We start from the raw sequence: 23,535 nt of genomic DNA on the forward strand, positions 1-23,535 counted from the left end.
GATAGAAACCCTTGCAGAAATGTGAGGGTTTTTGTTATTCAAGACTTTAGAATGCTCTTAAATCTTAAATTAAAAAACATGCTATATTTGAATAAAAAAACTTATGAATGCTGAAAACAAATACCAAAACATTCCTATTTTATTAGCATTTGCTTTTTTTTATAACTTAATTACATTCTTTTTGGTTCATAATATAAATCAAGATGAAAGTATTTCCTTAAGCTATTTATTTATTTTTCCATTATTTTGGATTGTAGCTGGAATATCAATTGCAATTTATATTCGGACTGATAAAATCAAAATAACTAATTATTTAGAAAAAATAGTTTTAGGTTTTTCAACTCCACTACCATTCTTTATTTTTCTTATTATTTGGCACTCTATTTCACCAGTCTCACATATAAATTCTACATCGGAATATGAAAGAAGCGGATTAAAATATAAACAAATTGAATATACCTACTCAAATTTAAAACCAGAAAGAAAGGAATATTATATAAGTACTGGTTATGGCTGGATAAAAGATAGTATTTGGGAGTTTTATTCTAAAGATGGGAAAATTATAAAAAAGGAAAATTATATGAAGAACAAATATCGGAAATAATCTTCAAATTGAATTAGTCAATTTCTTCCAGCAAATCCAAAATTTTAATTTTTAAATCAGGAAGATTTATTTTAATGACATCCCAAATAGTAAAATCATCTATGCCAAAATATTCGTGAATGACAAGGTTTCGTAACCCAATAATTCTTGCCCAAGGGATGGAAGAATTATCGTTTAAAATCATTTCAGACAGTCGGTTACTGGCTTCTCCAATTATTTCGAGTTGACGTAAACTAGCATTAAACATCATCGAATTTTTTACAAAATGATCAAAATCCACATCTTGTATATAGTTTTCTATTTCATTTATAGCATCTGCGATGTGATGCAAGCGAACATTATCTCCTAATCTATCTTGCATAAATTAGCTTTTTTTCTTTATCTAAAATAGGCTGAATGTATTTTGAGAGTCCTCTGGCCGAAACTAAATCTATTTTTTTAGACAGTAATTTTTGTAAATCCAATTGCATTTGAATGAATTCTAAACCAATGGGCTGGCTGTAATCAAGTTCTACCAATAAATCAATATCACTGTCTTTGTTTTCACTTCCTCTTCCGTAAGAACCAAAGAGATAGGCTTTCAAAACGGGTTGCTTTGAAAAAAAATCTTTTATGATATTTATTTGAGAATTAGTAAGACTCATTTTTTTTTAATTGGTTTTTACAAATTTAATTAAAAATTCAAAACAAATTACAAATTGATTTTCTCCTCCTTCCAATCTGCTCTATTTTTTTCCGTAAATTAGCCATTGCTTAAAAAAGCATAAAATATACTATTCAAATCATAACATAACAAATATGAAAGCAAAAAGCATTATTGAAACCATTGGGAACACACCCGTGGTTCAAATCAACAAATTGTTTGGAAACAAGAAAGAAGTTTGGATTAAGTTAGAAAGAACGAATCCGGGAAATAGTATCAAAGACAGAATTGCTCTTGCGATGATTGAAGATGCGGAAAGTAAAGGGTTATTGAATGCTGACAGCGTTATTATCGAACCAACTTCAGGAAACACAGGAATAGGTTTAGCATTGGTTGCGGCAGTGAAAGGATACAAAGTGATTCTAGTGATGCCAGATTCAATGAGCGTAGAACGCAGAAAATTAATGGAAATCTATGGAGCAGAATTTGTGCTTACACCACGCGAAAAAGGGATGAAAGGCGCTATCGAAAAAGCTGCCGAATTAGTTCTTGAAACTCCAAATGCTTGGTCACCCAAACAATTTGACAATCCAGCCAATGTAGCCGTTCACGAAAGAACTACTGCCCAAGAAATTATTGCTGATTTCCCTAATGGTTTAGATTATGTCATCACAGGAGTTGGAACTGGTGGGCACATTACCGGCGTGGCTAAAGTCTTGAAAGCCAAATTTCCTAATCTTAAAGTAATTGCCGTTGAACCTGAATTGTCTCCCGTATTAAGTGGCGGAACTCCTGGTCCACATCCACTACAAGGCATTGGAGCCGGTTTTGTTCCATCAATCTACAACAGTGATTTAATTGACGAAGTAATTCAAGTAAGCAAAGAGGATGCTTTTGAATTCGCCAGAAAAATTGCCAAAGAAGAAGGAATTCTTGTGGGAATTTCAACAGGAGCCTCCTTGGCAGCAGTAGCAAAAAAACTAGATGCTATTCCAGATGGAGCCGTTGTATTGACGTTTAATTATGATACAGGAGAAAGATATTTATCTATCGAAGGATTGTTTTAAAATCCATATAAATTATAAAAAATAAACCTTTGGCAAAGTTATAAATCCAACTTTGTCAAAGGTTTTTTAGAATGATTTTGTTCTTGATTTGCCTCGAACTTCGTATTTAATGCGTTTTCCTACCATTGATAGTATCGTATAATTCCAAAGCATTTCCGTCGGTCAAAAGGGAAACATAATGGCAAATATGAAGGAGTCTTTGGTATAAATCCGCTTTTTCTTCTAAGAATTTTTCGGGTAACATTTTCAACAAAAGTTTATCGTAATTAGACGAATTACCATCAAATTTATTATTGAATGCAGTTATGAATTTATCCAACAAGGTTTGGATAATTTGGTAACCCACAATTTCTTTTTCGATAACCTCGCGGCTTTGATAAATGTTTTTGACACTCAATTTGATGATGTCGTCCATCTGTACTTTGTATTTGCTTTTGTCGGTCAAAGCAAAAGGAAATCTTCCGTCCAAAATTGCTTCTTCATTTTCGATAAAAACTTTTACAGCATCGTTAATCAAACTGCCTATTGCCAGAGCTCTCAAATAACTGATTCGGTCTTCTTTGGTCGTTAAAGTATTGTATTTGGAAGAGTCAATACTGTCTTTAACTAATTTTATCAAATATTCTAAGGCAAAATCTTCGGGAACTAAACCTAAATTGATGCCATCTTCAAAATCAATGATGGTGTAGCAAATGTCATCGGCAGCTTCGACCAAATAAGCCAAAGGATGTCTTTCATAGCCAATGTCGTTACCGTCTTTGTTTGGAATCATTCCCAATTCAGAAGCTACGTCTTGAAAAAAATCTTTGTCTGACTGGAAGAAACCGTATTTTTTGTCGGCAATGTTGGAGGTTGGTTTTTTGGGCAAACTTTCCTTTGGATATTTCATAAAAGCCCCCAATGTGGCATACGAAATTCTTAAACCGCCTTCAATTCCAGGCCGGCTTGCTGTGAGTACTGAAAACCCATTGGCATTGCCTTCAAAATCGATTAAATCCTGCCATTCTTTTGCCGAAAGTTGGTCTTTGTATTGTTGTCCTTTTCCAATAGAAAAATATTCTCCAATGGCTTTTTCACCAGAATGTCCAAAAGGCGGATTTCCGATGTCGTGTGCCAATGAAGCGGCAGCCACAATAGCTCCAAAATCATTGGCCTGAAAACCGTGAACTTCTTTTAGATGTGGATATTTTTCGATGATTTTCTTTCCAACCAATCTTCCAATGGAACGTCCCACAACCGAAACTTCCATACTATGAGTCAGTCGGGTATGGACAAAATCCGTTTTTGAAAGTGGAATAACCTGTGTTTTGTCCTGCAAACTTCTGAAAGCCGACGAGAATATAATTCGATCATAATCGACTTCGAAACCCAAACGGGTGTCGTCTTGTTCAATTCGTAATCGTTTTCCTTTGTCGCCTTGGCGTTTTAAAGACAATAGTTGTTCCCAGTTCATTGTGATTGGAGATTTTGGATTTTTGAATTCAAAGATAATAGAAAATAGAATCAAATCGCCAATGCTGTGATTTGCTTTATTCTCTTATCAAAAAAGCCCTAGTCGATTTATTCAACAAGAGCTTCTTCTTTTAAAAACAAATTAATAACTAAAATTTTATAGTGTTGCTGCTCCACCATCCAATAACAGCTCACCACCAATCATAAACTTAGAATCATCGGAAGCCAGATAAAGAAATCCTGCCGCCATTTCTTCTGAAGTTCCTAAGCGTTTGGCTGGTATTCCTGAAGCGAAATGTGTTTTTGTTCCGTTTGCTTCTTCTTTGGAAGCTCCACCTCTTTCAAATAAAGGCGTATCAATAGGCCCAGGAGAAAGTACATTTACACGTATATTTCTATCTAATAATTCGGCAGATAAAGTTCTGGCCAGTGAACGAACCGCTGCTTTGGAAGCAGAATAAGCCGCAGTAGTTGCAAAACCTTTGTGCGCTACAGTCGAGGCAGTAATAACAATCGAAGCGCCATCATTTAGAAGAGGTAACGCTTTTTGAATTGTGAAGAAAACACCTTTGAAGTTAATATCGCTCGTTTGATCGAACATTTCTTCCGTAAAATCTGCTAAAGGTGCTGCAATAAATACACCTGCATTCACAACTAATACATCTATTTTTCCAAAAGTATTTTTAATAGTTCCGTAAGTAGTATCAATGCTGTTCAAATCCGAAACATCGCTTACCAAACCAATAGAAGCATTTCCAATTTCGAAAACCGCTTCGTCAATGGTCTTTTTATTGCGACCAGTAATGGCCACTTTAGCTCCTTGTTCTGCAAATAATTTTGCTGTTGCTAATCCTATTCCGCTGTTGCCTCCTGTAATTACAGCTACTTTGTTTTGTAGTTTTTTCATAGTTTTTATTATAATTTTATTGTTTTAAGTATTTAAATATCTAAATATTTCGATGTTTTTGATTAAAAAAAAGCTAAAGCACTAAACTGTTGATATAATCCGCATAGGCAGTACAAACTTCTTTATTAACGACAAATTTAAGATTACGTCCGTCTTTGTCAGCTATCAATAAATCAGCATCAATCAATTGTTTTATATGATGCGACATCGTTGATTGAGCTAAATTAAATTCAGCAGAAACATCACAACATTGCACACAACTTTCGCTGTTGCTGACAATCTTCATAATTTTCAAACGATATGGATCGCCCAAAGCTTTTGAGATTTTTTCGACTTGTTTTATGCTTAAACTTGTAATCATAGAGCAAAGATAAAAATATATTTTTAATATATCGAAATATTTCGATATATTTTTTAAATTTGCACTATAAATAAGTTCAACAGTTACTTTTAGCTTGAATTATTTCCTTTTAAAACATTTTCTATGAAAATATTATATGCCTACATCAAAACCCATAAAACGCTTTTATACATTGCGCTATTTTTAGCCACCATCAATCAGTGTTTTTCTTTATTTGATTCCATTATTATTGGTAAGCTGCTTAATGAATGTGGCGTTGGTGTTGCCAACTTCAATCACAATCAGCTCAGTTTCACCAAAGCGGTTCTAGGCTGGCTGGCGCTATCTTTAGGCGCAGCAATGGTTTCGAGAATTGCCAAAAACTTTCAGGATTATTATACCAATATCATCATTCAACGAACGGGTGCGCAAATGTACACCGATGGCATTCAAAAAGCCTTGCAATTGCCTTTTCAGGATTTTGAAGACCAACGAAGCGGAGAAACTTTAGGGAAACTTCAGAAAGTAAAAACTGATTGCGAAAAATTCATCACCCTATCTATTTCATTGATTTTTCAGTCTATAGTTGGGATTGTCTTTGTGGTGGTTTATGCTGTAAGTATTCATTGGCTTTTGGGGCCAATATTCTTGGCGACTGTTCCGGTGATTGCTTTCATTAGCTCGTTTTTAGGCAAAAGAATCAAAAAAGTTTCTAAAGAAATTTTAGGAGAAACCACGGCATTGGCTGGAGCTACAACCGAATCATTGCGAAATATTGAACTCGTAAAAAGTTTAGGCTTAACCGAACAAGAAGTGAATCGATTGAACACAACAACGCTAAAAATTCTTGGCTTAGAACTCAAAAAAGTACGTTTCATTCGGTCTTTGAGTTTTATTCAAGGAACAACGGTTCATTTTATGCGAACTACTTTGGTTTTTGCGCTTTATATGTTCATTTTTAATGGCATCATCAAACCAGGAGATATGATTACATTGATGTTTTTCTCTTTCTTTTTGTTTAATCCGTTGCAGGAATTGGGGAACGTGATTGCTACTTTCAATGAGACAAAAGCATCTATGGATAATTTTGCCCACTTAATGGATTCCGAAAGCGAAATTACACCTGAGAATCCTAAAACTATTGGCGCTATCAATCACTTGCGTTTTGAGAATATTTCGTTCAAACACCAAACGGCAAGTTCTTATGCTGTAAAAAACATTTCTTTTGATGCAAAAGCTGGCGAAACCATTGCGTTCGTGGGCCCATCTGGAAGTGGAAAAACTACTTTAGTAAAAATGTTGGTCGGATTATACAATCCTGCCGAAGGCGCTATTTTTTACAATGAAAAAAATGCCAAAGAAATTGACCTCACTGAATTAAGACAACAGTTGGGTTTTGTAACCCAAGATGCCCAACTATTTTCGGGAACGATAAAAGACAATTTATTGTTTGTAAAACCCAATGCCACCGATGAAGAAATTGATGATGTTTTACAAAAATCGGCTTGTCAAAATTTATTGGCTCGTGCTGAAAATGGCATTTACACCACCATTGGCGAAGGCGGAATAAAAGTTTCAGGAGGCGAAAAACAGCGTTTGTCAATCGCAAGAGCTTTACTTAGAAATCCGCATTTACTGCTTTTTGATGAAGCCACTTCTGCATTAGATTCAATTACCGAAGAAGAAATCACCAAAACTATTCGAAGTATTTCGTCCAAACAAGATCAAATTACGGTTTTGATTGCGCACCGTTTATCAACCATTATGCACGCTGATAAGATATTTGTTCTGGAACAAGGACAAATCATCGAACAAGGCAAGCACCAAGATTTATTGGATGAGAAAGGTTTGTATTATGCAATGTGGAGACAACAAATAGGAGAGAGGAAGTAGTTTTATGCGATTGTATTTGTTCTAAAAACACGTTTTAATCTAATGATTTTTTCATACAAACACTATTTTCAACACCTTTATATTGACCATAGTTTTCAATGATTGTATATCCTAATTTTTGGTATAAATAGATTGCATCTTCTTGTTTGAAGCCTGTTTCGAGGATGCTAGTAGTGTAATTTTCTTCTTTTGCCCAAAGTTCTAATTCGTGAATAATTTTTGAAGCAATTCCTTTTCCACGATATTCGGGTAAAGTGTACATTCGTTTTATTTCTGCTGTTTTAGGCTCATATTCTTTGTAAGCCCCAATGCCTACAGGGATGTCATTTTCATAGCAAATCACCGCGTTTTTCAATAAATTAGTTTTATTGAAATGGGCATAAAACTCGTGATCTTCTCCGTCTAATATCTTCAAATAAGCATCAAGTGCAATAACCAATTTTGCAAAATCTTGATTTTCTGAAGTGGTTCGAAGAATTTTAATTGTATTCATTTTGTTTTAAATAATTTATGGGTACAAGCTTGACGGTTGCGCTTGCGGAGAGGAAGTAGTGTCAACTTATTATCTTAAAAATTTTGAAACTCTAAAAACTCCTTTTTACTATTTTCTAGTTTGTCTTTTATTACCACAAATGTTTTAGAATAGTCATCGTGAAAACCTGGCTCTCTACCTCTCAAAAAAGTAAGACATTCAAACGGCATAATTCTTAAAGAAGTTCTGGCTAAAATAGTAATGAAATTTGGTTTTGAACCATCTTCTGAAACAACAATTGTTTTTGTAAAATATTTAGCAAAAGTTTTTGAAAGCAAATATTCGGTTAATCCATAATAGAAAAAACAAATTATGATTCTGTAAATAATTTTCTCATATTGATCTAATGAATCAATCCAATTTGACAATTTAGGAAAATTTGCATTGACCTTTACGAAACTGGACAATAAATACACAAATACAGACAATATATTGATGAAAAATATATCAATAACAAAGTTCAATAAACGAGTGGTTTTTGATGCTAAAATGTAGTGTGGTATCGTGAATTTTGTTTCCATTTAATTAAAAAAAAACAGTTGCCAAAAAGATAACTGTTTCAAATATAAGATAATTTTTCATTTTAAGACCCACACATTTCGCAATCTTCTGGACCAGCGTTTTTGGCCAGTTCGATCATTGCTCTGTATTCTTCGACGCTCATTTCGACTGAAGATGTAGTGTCTTCAACTTCTACGGCTGGTGCTGGCTCTGCTTTTTTATCGTTGTTCAACGTAAATTTAATCGCGTCAACTGCTGCTTTGGTTCTCAAATAATACATTCCGGTTTTCAATCCAGACTGCCAAGCGTAGAAATGCATTGAAGTCAATTTAGAGTAATTGGCGTTTTGCATAAACAAGTTCAACGATTGCGATTGATCTACAAAATAACCACGTTGGCGAGACATATCGATAATGTCTTTCATCGACATTTCCCAAACGGTTTTGTACAATTCTTTCAAGTCTTGAGGAATATCGAGATTTTGAACAGAACCATTGTTACGCATTATTTCTTGTTTCAATGTTTCGTTCCAAAGACCGCGTTCTACCAAATCATTCAGTAAATGTTTGTTAACCACAATAAATTCTCCCGAAAGCACACGTCTAGTATAAATATTAGAAGTGTAAGGTTCGAATGCTTCGTTGTTTCCTAAAATTTGTGAAGTCGAAGCGGTTGGCATTGGTGCTACCAACAATGAGTTACGAACTCCGTGCTCCATAACTTCTTTTCTTAAAGATGCCCAGTCCCAGCGTCCTGAAAGTTCTTCATCTTTCAATCCCCAAAGGTTGTGTTGGAATTCTCCTTGCGAAATTGGCGATCCTTTAAAAGTAGAATATGGACCATCTTCTTTTGCCATTTCCATCGAAGCGGTTACGGCTGCAAAGTATAAAGTTTCGAAAATTTCTTGGTTTAATTTTTTAGCTTCGTCGCTAGTAAAAGGCATACGCAACATAATAAAAGCATCGGCAAGACCTTGTACTCCTAGACCAATTGGGCGATGACGCATATTGGAGTTCTCGGCTTCTTGAACAGGATAGTAATTTCTGTCGATTACTTTATTCAAGTTTCTAGTCACTCGTTTAGTTACTGTGAACAATAATTCGTGGTTGAATTTTTTGTTTTCTACAAACATTGGTAACGAAAGTGAAGCCAAATTGCAAACCGCAATTTCATCTGCAGAAGTATATTCCATAATCTCGGTACACAAATTCGATGAACGAATGGTTCCTAGATTTTTTTGGTTTGATTTTCTGTTAACAGCATCTTTGTACAACATATATGGGGTTCCAGTTTCGATTTGCGATTCTAGAATTTTCTCCCACAATTCGTGTGCTTTGATGGTTTTTCTACCTTTACCTGCTTTTTCATAATCGGTGTACATTTTTTCGAATTCCTCACCGTGAACGTCATACAAACCTGGGCATTCATTCGGACACATTAATGTCCAATCGCCATTTTCTTGTACACGTTTCATAAATAGATCCGAAGTCCACATCGCAAAGAATAAATCTCTGGCGCGCATTTCTTCTTTTCCAGTATTCTTTTTCAAGTCTAAGAATTCGAAAATATCAGCATGCCAAGGTTCAATGTAAACAGCAAAACTTCCTTTGCGTTTTCCACCACCTTGATCTACATAGCGAGCCGTATCGTTAAATACTCTCAACATTGGTACAATTCCGTTGGAGGTTCCGTTTGTACCGCGGATATAAGAACCTGTTGCACGAACGTTGTGAATAGAAAGTCCTACTCCACCAGCCGATTGCGAAATTTTTGCGGTGTTTTTTAAAGTGTCATAAATTCCATCAATACTATCGTCTTTCATTGCCAAAAGGAAACAAGAAGACATTTGAGGTTTTGGAGTTCCAGCGTTGAATAAAGTTGGAGTAGCGTGAGTAAAGTATTTTTTCGACATCAAGTCGTAGGTTTCTATTACCGATTTTAAATCATCTAAGTGAATTCCAACCGAAACACGCATCAACATATGTTGCGGACGCTCTACGATTTTTCCGTTTATTTTCAATAAATACGAACGCTCCAAAGTTTTGAAACCAAAATAATCGTAGTTGAAATCTCTATTGTATATAATGTGTGAATCCAAAAATTCAGCATTTTCCATAATCACTTTATGTACTTGGTCTGAAAGCAAAGGAGACTCCATATTGGTTCTCGGATTGATGTAATGATACATATCGTTCATGGTTTCCGAGAATGATTTTTTAGTATTAGAATGCAAATTCGAAATGGCAATTCTAGCTGCTAATTGTGCATAATCAGGATGCGCAATGGTCATAGAAGCGGCAGTTTCTGCTGCAAGATTATCTAATTCTGATGTTGAAACTCCATCGTAAAGTCCTTCAATTACTCTCATTGCCACTTTCACGGCATCTACTAAATCATTCAAACCATAGCATAGTTTTTTAATTCTATCTGTGATCTTGTCGAACATTACGGGCTCTTTGTGGCCGTCTCTTTTTACTACGTACATAATCTTGTTGTTGTTTTTTAAAACAGAAAATCCCTTTTCTATTTTGGTGAATTTGTATTATTTTTTGGGAAACTAATCCCGAGGGTTTATTGCCGCAAAGGCGCTAGGGCGCAAAGTTTTTTAGTTTTATGTTATAAAAAACTTTGTCAAAATTTAAAACTTTGACAAAGTTTTTTAGTTTTATGTTATAAAAATCTTTGTCAAAATTTAAAACTTTGACAAAGAGTACTAACAATTGTTTTTTTAGCGACTTTGCGTCTTTGCGGTAAAAAAATATTAAAAATCAGCGTCGAAGCTAATTTTTTGAGCATCAGAATCGGTATTCATTACTCCTGATTTTTGATATTCGGCTACTTTCTTTTCGAAGAAATTAGTTTTTCCTTGAAGCGAAATCATATCCATAAAATCAAAAGGATTGGCTGTGTTGTATTCTCTTTTGCAACCTAATTCTACTAATAATCTGTCGGTTACAAATTCTAAATATTGAGTCATCAAAGTGGCATTCATTCCAATCAAACTCACCGGAATAGATTCAGTAATGAATTCTCTTTCGATATTCAAAGCATCAACAATAATTTCTCTGATACGTGCTTTTGATACTTTATGTTTCAAATGGTGATTGTGTAAATGCACAGCAAAATCACAGTGAACGCCTTCGTCACGCGATATTAATTCGTTTGAAAAGGTTAATCCTGGCATCAAACCTCGTTTTTTTAACCAAAAAATGGAACAAAAACTTCCTGAAAAGAAAATTCCTTCTACCGCAGCAAAAGCAATTAATCTTTCGGCAAAAGAATCGGATTCGATCCATTTCAAAGCCCATTCTGCTTTTTTCTGAATAGCTGGAAATCTTTCGATGGCATTGAATAATTCGTCCTTTTCGGCTTCATCTTTTACATAAGTGTCAATCAAAAGCGAATAGGTTTCGCTATGAATATTTTCCATCATTATCTGAAAGCCATAGAAGAATTTTGCCTCGGCATATTGCACTTCGTTAACGAAGTTTTGAGCTAAATTTTCGTTTACGATTCCGTCAGAAGCTGCAAAGAAGGCAAGAATATGTTTTACGAAATATTTTTCGTCTTCACTTAATTTATTGTTCCAATCGTTTAAATCTTGAGCTAAATCAATTTCTTCTGCAGTCCAGAAACTGGCTTCCATACTTTTATAAAATTCCCAAATATCTTGGTGTTTAATAGGAAAAATTACGAATCGATTTTTGTTTTCTTGTAAGATTGGTTCAATTTGTGACATTGCGATTTTTATTTTTTTGAGATTTTAACGAAATATGTGCTTTTCGTCGATTACAAAGATTGTGAATTATCACGGTTATTAAAAGCCAAACTTATTCACAATCGGCTTGAGTTTTTAACAATTTGAATATTTTTCATACAAATCACAAATAATTGTATGTCAAATAGTTATAAACAGCAAAATATGGAAAACACCCTAAAACATAGGGATTTAAAAGAGATAAAAAAGAAAGTTTCTAAATTATTTTAACGTTCTTCTTTCAGTTCCTTGGCGACTTTTTCGAGTTCAAAATACCAGTCTTCGCCAAATCGTCTAATGAGTGCTTCTTTGACAAATTTATATACAGGAACTTCCAATTCTTTACCTAAAGAGCAGGCGTCATTGCATATGTCCCATTTGTCATAATTGACTGCGGCAAATTCTGTAAAATCTTTTACACGAATAGGGTATAAGTGGCAAGAAACAGGTTTTTTCCAGTCCACGATTCCTTGATTGTAGGCTTGTTCGATTCCGCATAATGCAGTTTTTCCGTCAAAGATGACGTATGCGCAATCTTTATTGTCAATTAAAGGTGTTTCTAGATCGCCCTCGGTGCCTTTGGTCCAAGTTCCTTGTGCTTCGATGGCTGCAACACCTTCTTTGCGTAGAAATGGTTTTACCTTTGGATAAATGGCTTCCATAATTTTGGTTTCGGCTTCGCTTAATGGTGCGCCAGCATCTCCATCGACGCAACATGCCCCTTTGCAAGCTGATAAATTACAAACAAATTCTTTTTCGAGAATATCTTCCGATACGATGGTTTTTCCTAGTTGAAACATTTTGCAAATATAGGTTTCAATTCTGAATTTTGACTGTTAAATTTTTAGTTTTTTAATTCAAAAATAATTTGAATATCGTAAAACAGTTTAGTTTGAAACTGATGTAGTTGGTCTGTGTGTTTGATGGTTTTGCTAAAAATTAACCCTTATTTATGAGTTAATCGCATAGAATACACTACTTTTGTCTCATAAAATTATGAAATATGGAATTGGATTTTAAAGAAATAGCGACTGTCGGAATGGTGCTTTTTGCTGTGATTGATATTGTAGGAACGATTCCTGTTATGGTTGATTTGAAGTCCAAACACGGGCATATTGAATCAGAGAAAGCCTCTATTGTTGCAGGAATGATTATGATTGTTTTTCTATTTGTTGGTGAAGAATTACTAAAATTAATTGGTATTGATGTGCATTCATTTGCCGTTGCAGGTTCTTTTGTATTGTTCTTTTTGGCTCTTGAAATGATTTTAGGAATTCGCATTTATCGCGACGAAGAATCCAGTTCGGCATCGATTGTTCCTATTGCTTTTCCGTTGATTGCAGGAGCTGGAACAATGACGACTTTATTGTCATTAAAAGCACAATATCAAACGGTAAATATTCTTATTGCCATAGTTTTGAATATTATTGTGGTTTATATCGTTTTGAAATCATCAGCCAAAATCGAAAGAATGTTAGGAAAAAATGGTTTGGGAGTGATAAGAAAGGCTTTTGGAGTGGTTCTTTTGGCTATAGCTGTTAAATTATTTGCTGGTAATGTTAAAGATTTGTTCCTGTAGATTAATTTTTTATAAATTTACCCATCATTTTACTAAAATACTGAACATGAAAATTTTTACTAACATATTAGTAGTTTTGGCAATTGGGCTAATTTTATTTAATATTAGCTTGCTTGACTTCAAAAATCCTTTCGAAGGCAATAGTATGATTGCTTTTATCGGGATTGCTGCTTCTTTTTGCGCTATTTTAATTCTATTGATATTTAGAATGTCAAAAAGCATCGAAGAAAAAATGAACGATAAATTCTAATGTTTGATGTGTTAATTATTGGCGGAGGTGTTTCTGGAATGTCTTGTGCTTTGGTTTTGGGTTCTGCCAAGAACAAACCTTTTGTTACTGATAAAACTATTGGAGTTATTGCTCATCAGAAAAATTCTAATCTTCAAGAAGCGGTTTTAAATAATGTTTACGGAATTTCTCCAGGCAAATTAGGTGCCGATTTACTGGTCGAAAGTATTCAACATTTATCTGAAACGTATCCTCATATTACTCAAATTTCAAGCGAAAAAGTTCTTAAGATTGAAGGCCAATCGCCTGAATTTACCATTACTACAAATAAAAACAGTTATAAATCCAAAATGGTTGTTGTGGGAATTGGTGCTGCCAATACTTTTGCCATCGAAGGTTTAATGGATTTTGTGATGCCTCATCAAAAAGCACCAGCCGAAAAACAAAGAATTCAACTCCAAAACAACGACCACAAAGTGGCAGACGGCATTTATGTAACTGGAACACTTGCTGGATTAAGAAGCCAAGTAGCGATTGCTGTGGGAAGTGGTGCCTCTGTTGGGTTAGATATTCTTACGTTATGGAATGGAGGTCTTTCAGTTCAAGTTCACGATAGTATTAAGAAATAATCCTGTTTTTACTTTTATTTTCTATCTAAAGTTTCTTTACTAATCCTATTGACCTCATTGATTAGTAACGGGAAAGCTGGTTCTGGCATATTGCCGTGATTGAAGCCCTCGAGTTTGCAAAGGGTTGTTGTTTTATTTCCCACAAGTTTCATCATACGGTTCAAATACGCGTTTTCTTCATAACGTCCGTACAGTTCCATTTCAGGGTCGCCTGTAATTAAAAACATTGGTGGTGCATCTTTTCGAACAAAATAGAGGGGAGCATATTCATCTATTGTTGGTTGTGTTTCAGCAATTCCTTTTTCTTTTCGAATCGTAAAATGAGTTATTGCCTGACCACTAAAAGGGATAATTCCTGCAACACTATTGGCATCAATGGCATATTTATTCAAATATTTTTTGTCTAATGTAATCATCATTGCCAAGTAACCTCCGGCTGAATGCCCCGATAAAAAAATTAAATTAGAATTTCCTCCATAATTGTTAATGTGTTGAAAAACCCAAGCAGTTGCCGCAGCTGCATCTTCGATATATGCTGGTGCATTAACTACAGGCGAAAATCGGTATTCGACTCCAATTATTGCAAACCCTTTTTCCATTAGTGCTTTTGGAATCTCTTTGTTTCCTTCAGTTAGGCCACCACCGTGAAACCATACAATAGTGCTAAAGTTTTTCTTGCCTTTAGGGTAATAAACATCAAGAGTGCATTTTGAAGCTATATATTTGTCGTTTTTGTTAACTGATTCTGGATAGTAATGTATGTCTTTTTCTATGCCATATTCTTGTTGAGCGAACAGAGAAAATGATGCCAATAACAACATTAAAAAAAATGTTTTTCTCATAAATTTTGAAGTTTATTAATGAAATAATCTAATTTTTATTTAGACAAATTATTGAGCTACTACCTTTTTTACCATCGCATCGTTCTTTAGTATAATTTCATAAAATTTACTTTCATTATAGAGTTGTCGAGAGAATTCGGCTGCTAAATAGCGTTTAACCAATAATTTGTTATTGTCTAAACTCATATTTATGCCATTCTTGAAAAGGTGTTTTTGAAAGGCGTTGAAATACAAATCCGTTCCCTCCATTTTGGCTTTAAATTGCTCGAAAGTCAATCCTTTAAAAACGTTTCGGTTGTGGTCTAACTGCTCAAAAACAAATTGACCCAAAATTCCTGTTTGCAATAAATAAGCCGTGTGTTCTTTGCTCGATTCCAATTCAAGAGGGACAAAAATATCGGGAACAATCCCGCCACCACCATATACTATTTTACCTTTTGGGGTTTTAAATTTGGGTGTGTTTGGTGTTTTTATGCTGTCTTTATGATACAATTCTCCGCTTTTAAAACGCGATTCAGATTCTTTCATATAATCTTCGGTACCTTTTGTATAGGGTTTTTGTATCGATCGTCCTGTTGGAGTGTAATATCGAGCAATTGTCAATCGAACGGCTGAGCCATCTTCAAAATCCATTTCTCTTTGCACCAATCCTTTTCCAAAAGAACGACGACCTACAATAGTTCCTCTATCATTATCTTGAATGGCTCCAGCCAATATTTCGCTCGCCGATGCACTGTTTTCGTTGATTAAAACAAATAATTTTCCGTTTTCGAAACTACCTGTTTTTGTAGCAATTGTTTTTTCGATTGTGCCATTCTTGTCTTTGGTATAAACAATTAATTGTTTGTCTGTTAGAAATTCGTCTGCAATCGCCACAGCTTGCTCGAGATAGCCACCGCCATTGTCACGAAGATCGATAACGAGTGATTTTATGCCTTTTTCTTTCAGTTGTGTCAAACCCGTTTTGAATTCGTCGAAAGTGCTTTCGGCAAATCGATTAATTTTTATGTAACCTGTAGTTGGGTTCAAAAGTAGGGCTGCATCCACACTTTTTATAGGAATGACACCTCGTTTGATCTTAATGTTTATTTTTTTGTTTTCGGATTTTCGATAAACGGTGACTAAAATTTCGGAACCTTCTTTTCCTTTTAGTTTAGAAAATAAACTATCTGTGGGTAATTTTCGTCCAAACAATTTGGTCTTGTCGGCATAAAGAATTCGGTCGCCAGATTGAATCCCCGCTTTTTCCGAAGGCCCATTTTCGACTGGTTTTATTATCGCAACAGAATCTTTATACATATAGAAATTCACCCCAATTCCCACAAATTCGCCACGCATACTTTCGGCAACTTGTGCTTGCTCGCTGGGTGGAATATAGACTGAATGCGGATCCAATTGTGCCAAAATGTTGTCGATTGCTCGATTGGTAATGGTGTCAGCGTTTACTTTATCGACATATTCGTTGTCAATAAAATCAAGTAATTTATTGAGTTTGTTTTTTGAATTGTTTTTAGCCAAAAACTGGTTTTGCCCAGGAAAATTCAGCCATCCACCCAAAAGAATTCCAAAGGCAAGTGTTGCAAAAAGGAGTATTGGAAGGTATTTAGGGTTTGTTTTCATTTTAGTCTAAAACTTCAATTTGTTCTACTATTACACCTGCTTTTTCTAGAAAATCAACTCCAGAAGTGTCTCGGTAACCTAATTGATAAACCACTCTTTTTATGCCTGATTGGTGAATTAATTTGCTACATTCTTTACAAGGAGAAAGCGTGATATAGAGCGTTGCTCCTTCGCAAGTTTGGGTAGATTTGGCTACTTTTAGAATCGCATTTGCCTCTGCGTGAAGTACATACCAATTGGTTAAACCTTCTTCGTCTTCGCAGCAATTTTCAAAACCAGAAGGCGTTCCATTGTATCCGTCAGAAATAATCATTTTATCTCTAACGATTATAGCACCTACTTGTTTGCGTTTGCAATAGGACAAAAGGCTCCATTCTTTGGCAATTCGAAGATAGGCTTTGTCGTATTTATTTAATTTTTTCTTTTCCATTTTTAATTTTATCTAATCCAAATTTTACTCGAAATGATCATTGGCAAAACAACTCCGATGATAAATGACGACATTACGAGTGTCCAATCGCGTTTTGAAAATCTAAAGACCGTTTGAACAATATACGAAAGTATCAATACAATAAAAACCACAACTATTTGTGATGCTTCTATCCCTAATGAAAACTCAGTTAAGGGCAATAATTTTGACTGTGACGAACCGCTTACTAAGGTTTTAAAATATCCCGCAAAACTCAAACCGTGTACAATTCCAAAAAACAAAGTTACGAATCCAATTACGCTAATGCTTTCGCCTTTTGAAGATTTTCCTGCCGTGAAAAGATTAAAAAAAGCGATGATTAGAATGGTTATTGGAATTAAAAATTCGACCAAATTGACTTTTATAATCACAATTCCATAAACAGACAAAAGCAATGCTAAGGTGTGTCCAACGGTGAAAATGGTTACTAAAAGCAATAATTTTTTCCAGTCTTTGAAAGCATACGGAATCGTCAAAGCCATTAGAAATAATATGTGGTCATAAGCGGTTAGGTTTAGAATATGCCGCAAGCCTTTTTCGAAAAAAATCCAAAATTCTGACATTACTAATAGTTTTATAAGATTAGGGGTTGTCAAACTTACAATTTATTTTGAAATTAGTTTTATAGGATACTGTTAAAAGCATTTCTTGCTTCACTTATTTTATCTAAGCAGAGAAATTCATATGAAAATATTGATTTTGGTATTTGAAAAAATCGAAATAAGTTGTATCTTTATAGGACAACTTTAAAATCTGTTTATTATGTCAATAGCTGAATTATTTGATAGTGAATTTAAACACCGAGTAAAAGGACGTTTTTCTGCGGTAGTACGTGTTTTGTATGCAGATGGGGAATTTGATCCCGATGAGAAAAAGTTTTTAGACAAATTAGCGATAAAACTTGATATTTCTGAGGAAGAATATAAAGAGATTTTGAAGAATCCTTTGAAATATCCATTAAATCCACCTTATTTATATGTTGAAAGGTTGGAGAGTTTATACAATATTTCGAGAGTGGTGCATCACGATCATCATCTAGGCGATAAGCAAGAAACGCTTTTGAGAAAATTCGCTATAGCCCTAGGATTTACTACTGCTAATGTCAATTATATAGTAAATAAAGCATTGGCATTAGTGGATAAAAAAGTAGATTTAGATACTTTTATTAGTGAAATGCAAAATATGAATCGATAGGAAAATTGTAAAATAAAAACAAACCCTGTTAGAGTTTAAAACTAACGGGGTTTGTTTTTATTTTATAATTGAAAATTTTAATTATTCTTTGTTTAGTTTTCTTCCTCAGGGTCAGGTACTCGTGCAATACATTCATCATAGGCTGTATTAACTAAATCAACATCCTGTTGATATCGATATTCGGCTACCATATCACAATTACTCCACTCTTCATACCATAGGGTAAAAACTAAAAATTCTTCAACAGTTGGAGGGTTCGAAACTTCTGGCATATATGGTATCATAGCATCACATTCTGCACTATACGAAGTAGAATTAACAATAGTCATACCCTCTAGCCATTTTGCATAACAACTTTCAGCTGTCGGCGCTGGAGGTTGTGCACTAACAAAACTCGTTGAGAAAATCAACATAATTAGTATTCCGAATTATTATTTATTTTATTTTTCAACATACATTCTAGAGTTTTTATTTTCGGCTAATAATTTTCGGGAGGTTTCAAATGATATTTGGTGTTTACTGTTTTTTGCTAAAAACTCTGAAAAAGCCGTCTTGTTTTGAGCTAATTCTGGATATTTTTTCATTAATGCTAAATAGGCCATTGCATATTCCATTCTTGTTTTTGACCGAAGATCATAGTCCTTATAGCCTATTGCTTCTTTGCGCTTTACTAACTCTTCTTGTGATGTTATTTTATTGTTTTTTATGTCTTCTGTAAGAATTGCGGCTAAATTTTGGTCTATTTTTTCGCCACCATATTTAAGGGCATTTATTTTTACTTCATAAGAAGCTTTGTCCAGATTTTCAAAAAGAGGATCTGCTAATACTTTCTTTGCAAAAGCGCTATTATTGCTGCTTAATGATTCATAAGAATTTTTAGAACAAGACATACTAAAGAACACAAGTGCTATTGCAAAACACTTCAATAGCAATTGATTTTTAAATCTGAGGCTAATTTTTTTCGATTTCATAATTATTTATTTTTTTAAAAGGTTAAATAGTTAAACGTTAATGGATTAGTTGTTATTGTTGTACCAGCTTTATTTTTTTACTTATTTGTATAAGTAATTTTTTTCTTTCAAATAAAAGCATATATTTGTATGGGCAAATGTGAAAACAACATTTGTTATGTGAATTAAACATAATTGATAATCCTTACAAATAAAGATGCAGCTACACGAAACAATCAAAGCTATTAGAGATGAAAAAAAACTATCTCAAGGTTATCTAGCATTCGAGTTGGGTTTAGATCAATCACAATATAGCCGAAGAGAAAAAGGGGAAATTCCATTTACGCCTAATGAAATTGTTAAAATTTCGAAGTTGCTGGAAAGCAGTGTTGCATATTTGTTTGGAGAAGAAACTACCATCAATCAAACGGTTTCAATTGACGAAAAGTTGATAGAACAATACGAATTACGCATTAAAGAAAAAGAAGAAATTATTGCGTTGTTAAAAAGTCAAATTAAATCATTTTTGATAATCTATTTATCGCCTTTATATGCTTTTGCTCAGTGCTTATGCAATTTCGAATGTTAATATTTGGCAGTTGAATTGATAAAGCAAAACCAGTTAGAGTTTGAATCAGGACATTTGTATTATAAATTGCTCGCCAAAATAAACCCGCTTGTCCAAGCATTCTGAAAGTTAAAACCTCCAGTAATAGCATCAATATTCACGATTTCGCCAGCAAAATAAAGGTTTTTGTGTAATTTGCTTTCCATCGTTTTGAAGTTAATTTCTTTTAAATCAATGCCGCCAGCAGTTACAAATTCTTCCTTGAAAGTGCTTTTTCCGTTCACTTGAAAACTAGAATTCGTTAGTTGATTGACCAAGTTTTGCATTTGAACTTTAGATAAATCAGCCCATTTGGTTTCGGCAGAAATACCCGATGCTAAAACCAAACTTTCCCAAAGGCGGTTGGTGATTTCGAATGGTGATTTCTTAGAAACCATTTTTTTGGCGTGTTCTTGCTTTAGATTTTTAAGGATTTTTTCGGAATCTTCAGCGTCCAAATCATTCAACCAATTAATAAAAATGGTGAACTGATACTTTTTTTCAGATAGTATTCGGGCTCCCCAAGCCGATAATTTCAAAATAGCTGGGCCGCTCATTCCCCAATGCGTGATTAACAATGGTCCAGTTGAGGTAAGTTTTGTGTCTTTGACTTTTACAGAAACTTGTGCCGAAACTCCAGGCAATTCCTTTATTCTCGAATCTTTGATGTTGAAGGTGAATAAGGAAGGAACTGGAGTTACGATGGTGTGCCCCAAAGTTTGCACCATTTCCCAAATTTTTGGATTGCTTCCCGTAGCGAGAATTATTTTTTCGGCTGTAAAATTATTGCTTTGGGTTTCTATTTTCCAAAAATTTTCTTTTTTGAAAATCGATTTTAGACTTTGCCCAGTCAAAACAGTAATTTTGAGTTTTTGAGTGGCTTCAATAAAGCAATCAATGATGGTTTGCGAAGAATTCGAAACGGGAAACATTCTTCCATCATCCTCGATTTTCAGTTCTACTCCGTGATTACTGAACCATTCCACCGTATCGCCAGAGCAAAATTGATGGAAAGGCCCGCGCAATTCTTTTTCGCCACGCGGATAAAATTTTACCAATTCGTTGGGTTCAAAACAGGCGTGGGTCACATTGCATCTTCCGCCGCCAGAAATTCGTACTTTAGATAACACTTCGTTTCCCCGTTCCAAAATAGCTACTTTCAGCTTCGGATTTTTCTCCACAATATTGATTGCCGTAAAAAATCCCGCTGCGCCACCGCCTACAATTATTATGTCAAAATTTTGGTTCATATTTTATCAGGAAAATCGGAAATGATTCCGTTTACGTTGAATGATTTTATTTTTTGAATGTCTTCTTTTGAATTCACAGTCCAAGGATAAACTTCGAATTCGTTTTCTTGCATCAAAGCTACATTTTCTTTTGTTAGCAATCTATAATCAGGATGAATGGAATAGGCTTTTATTTTTTTGGCGAAAGCCAAAGCTAAGTCAACAGATTCTTCAGTCAAAACACCAATTCGGATTTTTGGATTCAATAATTGTACTTCTTCCAACATTTTCCAATCGAAACTGGAAACTAGAAAATCAGTGTGATTCCAGTTTTTTTGTGAAATGAAAAGAGCAATAAATTCGGCTACAGGTTTTGAAGTTCCAATTCCTTTTAGCTCAATATTCACAAAACATTGCTTGTTAATCAATTCTAAAACTTCGGATAAAGTTGGAATTCCAAATTGTTTTAATTGCAAAGAAGAAAAATTTTTTACAAGACCTTTTCCATTGGTAGTTCTGTCAATAGTTTCGTCGTGAATGACTATTATTTCACCATCCGAACTCAAATGTACGTCCAGTTCGATGCCGTCCACTTTCAAATCAATCGCTTTTTGAAAAGAGATTAAAGTATTTTCAGGTTCATACCCTTTTACACCACGATGTCCAATTTTGAGAAGTTGATTCATTTGCAGCTAAATTTACCGCAAAGGTACTTAAGAAAAAAGCAAAGTTCCCAAAGGATTCATTTACTTTGGGAACTTTGCGAATAATTGTTTGAATTCTTGCTCTGAATTATTTTTCCAATAAAACGATATCAAATTCGCTATCAATACTAACTTTTCCATTCGAAACCACGACTTTTTTTCCAGAATAAGCATCTTTCAATTTCGTTCCGTTTTCGAAAATGGTTCCTACTGAAATTTCTTTCGGTCCTTTTGGTAAATCCAGTCCAATAACCACATTATCCGTGAAATTATCTTGGGTAAAAGTTCGGCTAAAAACATAAGGGCTTGCCGAAATTTCTTGATGAATTCCTGCTCCAATGGCGGGATGATTTTTTCTGAAATTACCTAGCTTTTGCCAATGTAAAAGCACTTTTTGGGTTTCGGGATTGGTTTTTATTTCCTCCCAATTCATCATCGAACGCAAAGTTGCATCTCCTATAGTTCCCGGAATGTCTAGCGGACGAGCGCTTTCGTCGCCATAATAAACCTGTGAAATTCCCGGCGCAAGCAATAATTTTGTGCCACTTTCGAAGGTTTTTTCACGTTTCTTGTCATAAGGAGAACTGTCATCGTGCGAAGAAACATAGTTCATCACCGTATTGCCTTTCAAGTCATTTTGAAGTATTGAATTGTATTTAGAATATAATTTTTCGTAATTCATTTTGGCTTCGTTTCTAAAATCAAAATTGATTAAACCAGTAAATCCATTTGCGAAATAATCCACTTTTTTGTCTCCAAAATCAAATAGTTTTTTTGCTCCAATATTATAGCCATATACTTCGCCAACGGTAAAAAACGCATTGTTGTCCAATACTTTTTCAGGATTGTTTTTTTTGAAATCTGCAAAGGATTGATCGCAAACTTTCTTGAAATCAGCCCAAACATCTTCATAAGTGTGCTTCGCCGTATCCACTCGGTAGCCATCAATACCATAATCGGTGATGTAATCTGACAGCCATTTCATAATGTAATATTTTGGCGCACGAGGATAACCTGTTTTGGTGAAAAACGCATCCAATTCGGCTACTTCTTGTTCATAACGACCTTCTTTTTTCCATTTTTCAACTAAAAATGGCGGCAAAGCTACAACCTCATTGCTTTCGGTTTTTACATCTGGAAGATTTTCGACCAAGGTACAATTGATGTAAGTATCATAAGATTTGTAAGTGCATTTTGGCGTCGTTCTAACCCAATCATTTGGATAAGCTGAATCTTCGGTAGTGACTGGTCCGGTGTGATTAATGACAGCATCCAATAAAATACGAATTCCTTTTGCGTGCGCTTTTTGAACCAATTCGGCCAAATCTTTTTTAGTTCCAAAACTTGGATCTAATGCTGACCAATCTCTGGTCCAATAGCCGTGAAATCCATAGCTATAACCAGTTCCTTCGTCAACTCCATCGTGAATTTGTTCGACAACGGGCGTCATCCAAATGGCATTTATCCCCAGTTTTTCAAAGTAACCTTCGTCTAATTTTTGGATTACACCTCGAATATCACCTCCTTCAAAACCACGCAATTTTCCCGTTGGTTTATTTCTATTGAAAGTATGATCGTTCGTTTTATCTCCATTGTTGAATCGGTCGATTAAAAGAAAATACACATTAGCATTTTCCCAAACAAAAGGAGTTTTTGATGATGCTGTCGATGTTTTTGTTGAAGAACAACTGATGAAAAGCAGCGAAAGAAATGCGATTGAAAAGATGATATTTTTTTTCATATTTGTTTTGTTTTGAACCTAACAGGTTTATAAAACCTTTTAGGTT

Annotated in this window: 27 protein-coding genes; 8 read left to right on the top strand and 19 right to left on the bottom strand. The window is 34.5% G+C overall.

The features are described 5' to 3' along the window. The first annotated feature begins 103 nt into the window (after positions 1 to 103). Positions 104 to 604, top strand: a complete 501-nt coding sequence (locus C3L50_RS06725; RefSeq protein WP_103805396.1) for a hypothetical protein — start codon at positions 104 to 106, stop codon at positions 602 to 604. Between the two features lie 13 nt (positions 605 to 617). Here the strand turns inward: C3L50_RS06725 and C3L50_RS06730 are convergent, their stop codons facing one another. Together C3L50_RS06730 and C3L50_RS06735 are read right to left on the bottom strand one after the other, a co-directional pair. Next, entirely contained in the window at positions 618 to 965 is a 348-nt protein-coding gene (locus C3L50_RS06730) for a HepT-like ribonuclease domain-containing protein (RefSeq protein WP_103805397.1), read from the bottom strand. Further along, positions 955 to 1,248 carry a nucleotidyltransferase family protein gene (locus C3L50_RS06735; protein WP_103805398.1) on the bottom strand — a complete coding sequence of 98 codons (294 nt, stop codon included), beginning with the start codon at positions 1,246 to 1,248 and terminating at the stop codon, positions 955 to 957. The genes C3L50_RS06730 and C3L50_RS06735 overlap by 11 nt, the downstream gene beginning before the upstream one ends. A 154-nt stretch (positions 1,249 to 1,402) precedes the next feature. On the opposite strand from C3L50_RS06735, the gene cysK reads away from it, so the two are divergent. Then, positions 1,403 to 2,314, top strand: coding sequence for a cysteine synthase A (gene cysK / locus C3L50_RS06740; protein ID WP_103805399.1), 912 nt, complete (start codon positions 1,403 to 1,405; stop codon positions 2,312 to 2,314). A gap of 106 nt (positions 2,315 to 2,420) precedes the next feature. On the opposite strand, the gene C3L50_RS06745 is transcribed toward cysK, so the two are convergent. The 3 genes from C3L50_RS06745 to C3L50_RS06755 all read right to left on the bottom strand — a co-directional run bounded on the left by C3L50_RS06745 (position 2,421) and on the right by C3L50_RS06755 (position 5,034). Then, positions 2,421 to 3,767 (bottom strand): deoxyguanosinetriphosphate triphosphohydrolase, encoded by a 1,347-nt coding sequence (locus C3L50_RS06745; RefSeq protein WP_103805400.1) that lies wholly within the window; start codon positions 3,765 to 3,767, stop codon positions 2,421 to 2,423. Between the two features lie 156 nt (positions 3,768 to 3,923). Then, positions 3,924 to 4,673, bottom strand: coding sequence for an SDR family oxidoreductase (locus C3L50_RS06750; protein ID WP_103805401.1), 750 nt, complete (start codon positions 4,671 to 4,673; stop codon positions 3,924 to 3,926). Positions 4,674 to 4,746: 73 nt separating this feature from the next. After that, positions 4,747 to 5,034, bottom strand: a complete 288-nt coding sequence (locus C3L50_RS06755; protein ID WP_103805402.1) for an ArsR/SmtB family transcription factor — start codon at positions 5,032 to 5,034, stop codon at positions 4,747 to 4,749. A 123-nt stretch (positions 5,035 to 5,157) separates the two neighbouring features. Here C3L50_RS06755 and C3L50_RS06760 point away from each other — a divergent pair, with 123 nt between their 5' ends. Further along, positions 5,158 to 6,906, top strand: coding sequence for an ABC transporter ATP-binding protein (locus tag C3L50_RS06760; protein ID WP_103805403.1), 1,749 nt, complete (start codon positions 5,158 to 5,160; stop codon positions 6,904 to 6,906). A 34-nt stretch (positions 6,907 to 6,940) separates the two neighbouring features. Here the strand turns inward: C3L50_RS06760 and C3L50_RS06765 are convergent, their stop codons facing one another. The 5 genes from C3L50_RS06765 to C3L50_RS06785 all read right to left on the bottom strand — a co-directional run bounded on the left by C3L50_RS06765 (position 6,941) and on the right by C3L50_RS06785 (position 12,496). Next, a complete protein-coding gene (locus C3L50_RS06765) occupies positions 6,941 to 7,399 on the bottom strand; it encodes a GNAT family N-acetyltransferase (protein ID WP_103805404.1) in 459 nt (152 codons plus the stop codon). Positions 7,400 to 7,473: 74 nt separating this feature from the next. Continuing rightward, positions 7,474 to 7,959, bottom strand: coding sequence for an RDD family protein (locus C3L50_RS06770; protein WP_103805405.1), 486 nt, complete (start codon positions 7,957 to 7,959; stop codon positions 7,474 to 7,476). Positions 7,960 to 8,021: 62 nt separating this feature from the next. Further along, complete coding sequence (locus C3L50_RS06775; protein WP_103805406.1) at positions 8,022 to 10,424, bottom strand: ribonucleoside-diphosphate reductase subunit alpha; 2,403 nt, start codon at positions 10,422 to 10,424, stop codon at positions 8,022 to 8,024. A 276-nt stretch (positions 10,425 to 10,700) separates the two neighbouring features. Next, positions 10,701 to 11,678 carry a ribonucleotide-diphosphate reductase subunit beta gene (locus C3L50_RS06780; protein WP_103805407.1) on the bottom strand — a complete coding sequence of 326 codons (978 nt, stop codon included), beginning with the start codon at positions 11,676 to 11,678 and terminating at the stop codon, positions 10,701 to 10,703. Between the two features lie 245 nt (positions 11,679 to 11,923). Beyond that, entirely contained in the window at positions 11,924 to 12,496 is a 573-nt protein-coding gene (locus tag C3L50_RS06785; protein ID WP_103805408.1) for a DUF3109 family protein, read from the bottom strand. Positions 12,497 to 12,699: 203 nt separating this feature from the next. Between C3L50_RS06785 and C3L50_RS06790 the strand changes: the two genes are divergently transcribed. From C3L50_RS06790 to C3L50_RS06800, 3 genes are read left to right on the top strand one after another with little or no spacing between them, the layout of a single operon-like run. Beyond that, on the top strand, positions 12,700 to 13,275 hold the full coding sequence (locus C3L50_RS06790; RefSeq protein WP_103805409.1) for a MarC family protein: 576 nt from the start codon (positions 12,700 to 12,702) through the stop codon (positions 13,273 to 13,275). A 46-nt stretch (positions 13,276 to 13,321) separates the two neighbouring features. Continuing rightward, positions 13,322 to 13,525, top strand: coding sequence for a hypothetical protein (locus C3L50_RS06795; RefSeq protein ID WP_103805410.1), 204 nt, complete (start codon positions 13,322 to 13,324; stop codon positions 13,523 to 13,525). After that, positions 13,525 to 14,133: an FAD-dependent oxidoreductase gene (locus C3L50_RS06800; protein ID WP_103805411.1), complete on the top strand. Its 609-nt coding sequence runs from the start codon at positions 13,525 to 13,527 to the stop codon at positions 14,131 to 14,133. Before C3L50_RS06795 ends, C3L50_RS06800 begins: the two co-directional genes overlap by 1 nt. A gap of 14 nt (positions 14,134 to 14,147) precedes the next feature. Here the strand turns inward: C3L50_RS06800 and C3L50_RS06805 are convergent, their stop codons facing one another. From C3L50_RS06805 to C3L50_RS06820, 4 genes are read right to left on the bottom strand one after another with little or no spacing between them, the layout of a single operon-like run. Then, entirely contained in the window at positions 14,148 to 14,975 is an 828-nt protein-coding gene (locus C3L50_RS06805) for an alpha/beta hydrolase (protein ID WP_103805412.1), read from the bottom strand. A 48-nt stretch (positions 14,976 to 15,023) separates the two neighbouring features. Then, positions 15,024 to 16,595 (bottom strand): S41 family peptidase, encoded by a 1,572-nt coding sequence (locus C3L50_RS06810; RefSeq protein WP_103805413.1) that lies wholly within the window; start codon positions 16,593 to 16,595, stop codon positions 15,024 to 15,026. Between the two features lies 1 nt (position 16,596). Beyond that, positions 16,597 to 17,025, bottom strand: a complete 429-nt coding sequence (locus C3L50_RS06815; RefSeq protein WP_103805414.1) for a deoxycytidylate deaminase — start codon at positions 17,023 to 17,025, stop codon at positions 16,597 to 16,599. Between the two features lie 8 nt (positions 17,026 to 17,033). Next, positions 17,034 to 17,627: a HupE/UreJ family protein gene (locus C3L50_RS06820; RefSeq protein ID WP_103805415.1), complete on the bottom strand. Its 594-nt coding sequence runs from the start codon at positions 17,625 to 17,627 to the stop codon at positions 17,034 to 17,036. 199 nt (positions 17,628 to 17,826) lie between these two features. Between C3L50_RS06820 and C3L50_RS06825 the strand changes: the two genes are divergently transcribed. Beyond that, entirely contained in the window at positions 17,827 to 18,258 is a 432-nt protein-coding gene (locus C3L50_RS06825; RefSeq protein WP_103805416.1) for a tellurite resistance TerB family protein, read from the top strand. A 92-nt stretch (positions 18,259 to 18,350) separates the two neighbouring features. On the opposite strand, the gene C3L50_RS06830 is transcribed toward C3L50_RS06825, so the two are convergent. Together C3L50_RS06830 and C3L50_RS06835 are read right to left on the bottom strand one after the other, a co-directional pair. Further along, positions 18,351 to 18,671, bottom strand: a complete 321-nt coding sequence (locus C3L50_RS06830; RefSeq protein WP_103805417.1) for a hypothetical protein — start codon at positions 18,669 to 18,671, stop codon at positions 18,351 to 18,353. A gap of 27 nt (positions 18,672 to 18,698) precedes the next feature. Beyond that, the gene (locus tag C3L50_RS06835; RefSeq protein WP_133158856.1) at positions 18,699 to 19,229 is read right to left on the bottom strand and encodes a hypothetical protein; all 531 of its coding nucleotides are present in this window, start codon (positions 19,227 to 19,229) and stop codon (positions 18,699 to 18,701) included. Between the two features lie 196 nt (positions 19,230 to 19,425). On the opposite strand from C3L50_RS06835, the gene C3L50_RS06840 reads away from it, so the two are divergent. Continuing rightward, on the top strand, positions 19,426 to 19,797 hold the full coding sequence (locus C3L50_RS06840) for a helix-turn-helix domain-containing protein (RefSeq protein WP_103805419.1): 372 nt from the start codon (positions 19,426 to 19,428) through the stop codon (positions 19,795 to 19,797). 59 nt (positions 19,798 to 19,856) lie between these two features. Here C3L50_RS06840 and C3L50_RS06845 read toward each other — a convergent pair whose 3' ends face one another. The 3 genes from C3L50_RS06845 to C3L50_RS06855 form a co-directional block, all read right to left on the bottom strand. Beyond that, positions 19,857 to 21,065, bottom strand: a complete 1,209-nt coding sequence (locus tag C3L50_RS06845; RefSeq protein WP_103805420.1) for a BaiN/RdsA family NAD(P)/FAD-dependent oxidoreductase — start codon at positions 21,063 to 21,065, stop codon at positions 19,857 to 19,859. After that, positions 21,062 to 21,730, bottom strand: a complete 669-nt coding sequence (locus tag C3L50_RS06850) for a glycerophosphodiester phosphodiesterase (RefSeq protein ID WP_103805421.1) — start codon at positions 21,728 to 21,730, stop codon at positions 21,062 to 21,064. Before C3L50_RS06850 ends, C3L50_RS06845 begins: the two co-directional genes overlap by 4 nt. 106 nt (positions 21,731 to 21,836) lie before the next feature. Further along, a complete protein-coding gene (locus tag C3L50_RS06855; RefSeq protein WP_103805422.1) occupies positions 21,837 to 23,489 on the bottom strand; it encodes an alpha-amylase family glycosyl hydrolase in 1,653 nt (550 codons plus the stop codon). Positions 23,490 to 23,535: the final 46 nt, after the last annotated feature.

This window comes from Flavobacterium alvei, assembly GCF_002920895.1.
In the GTDB taxonomy this organism is placed as follows: Bacteria; Bacteroidota; Bacteroidia; order Flavobacteriales; family Flavobacteriaceae; genus Flavobacterium; species Flavobacterium alvei.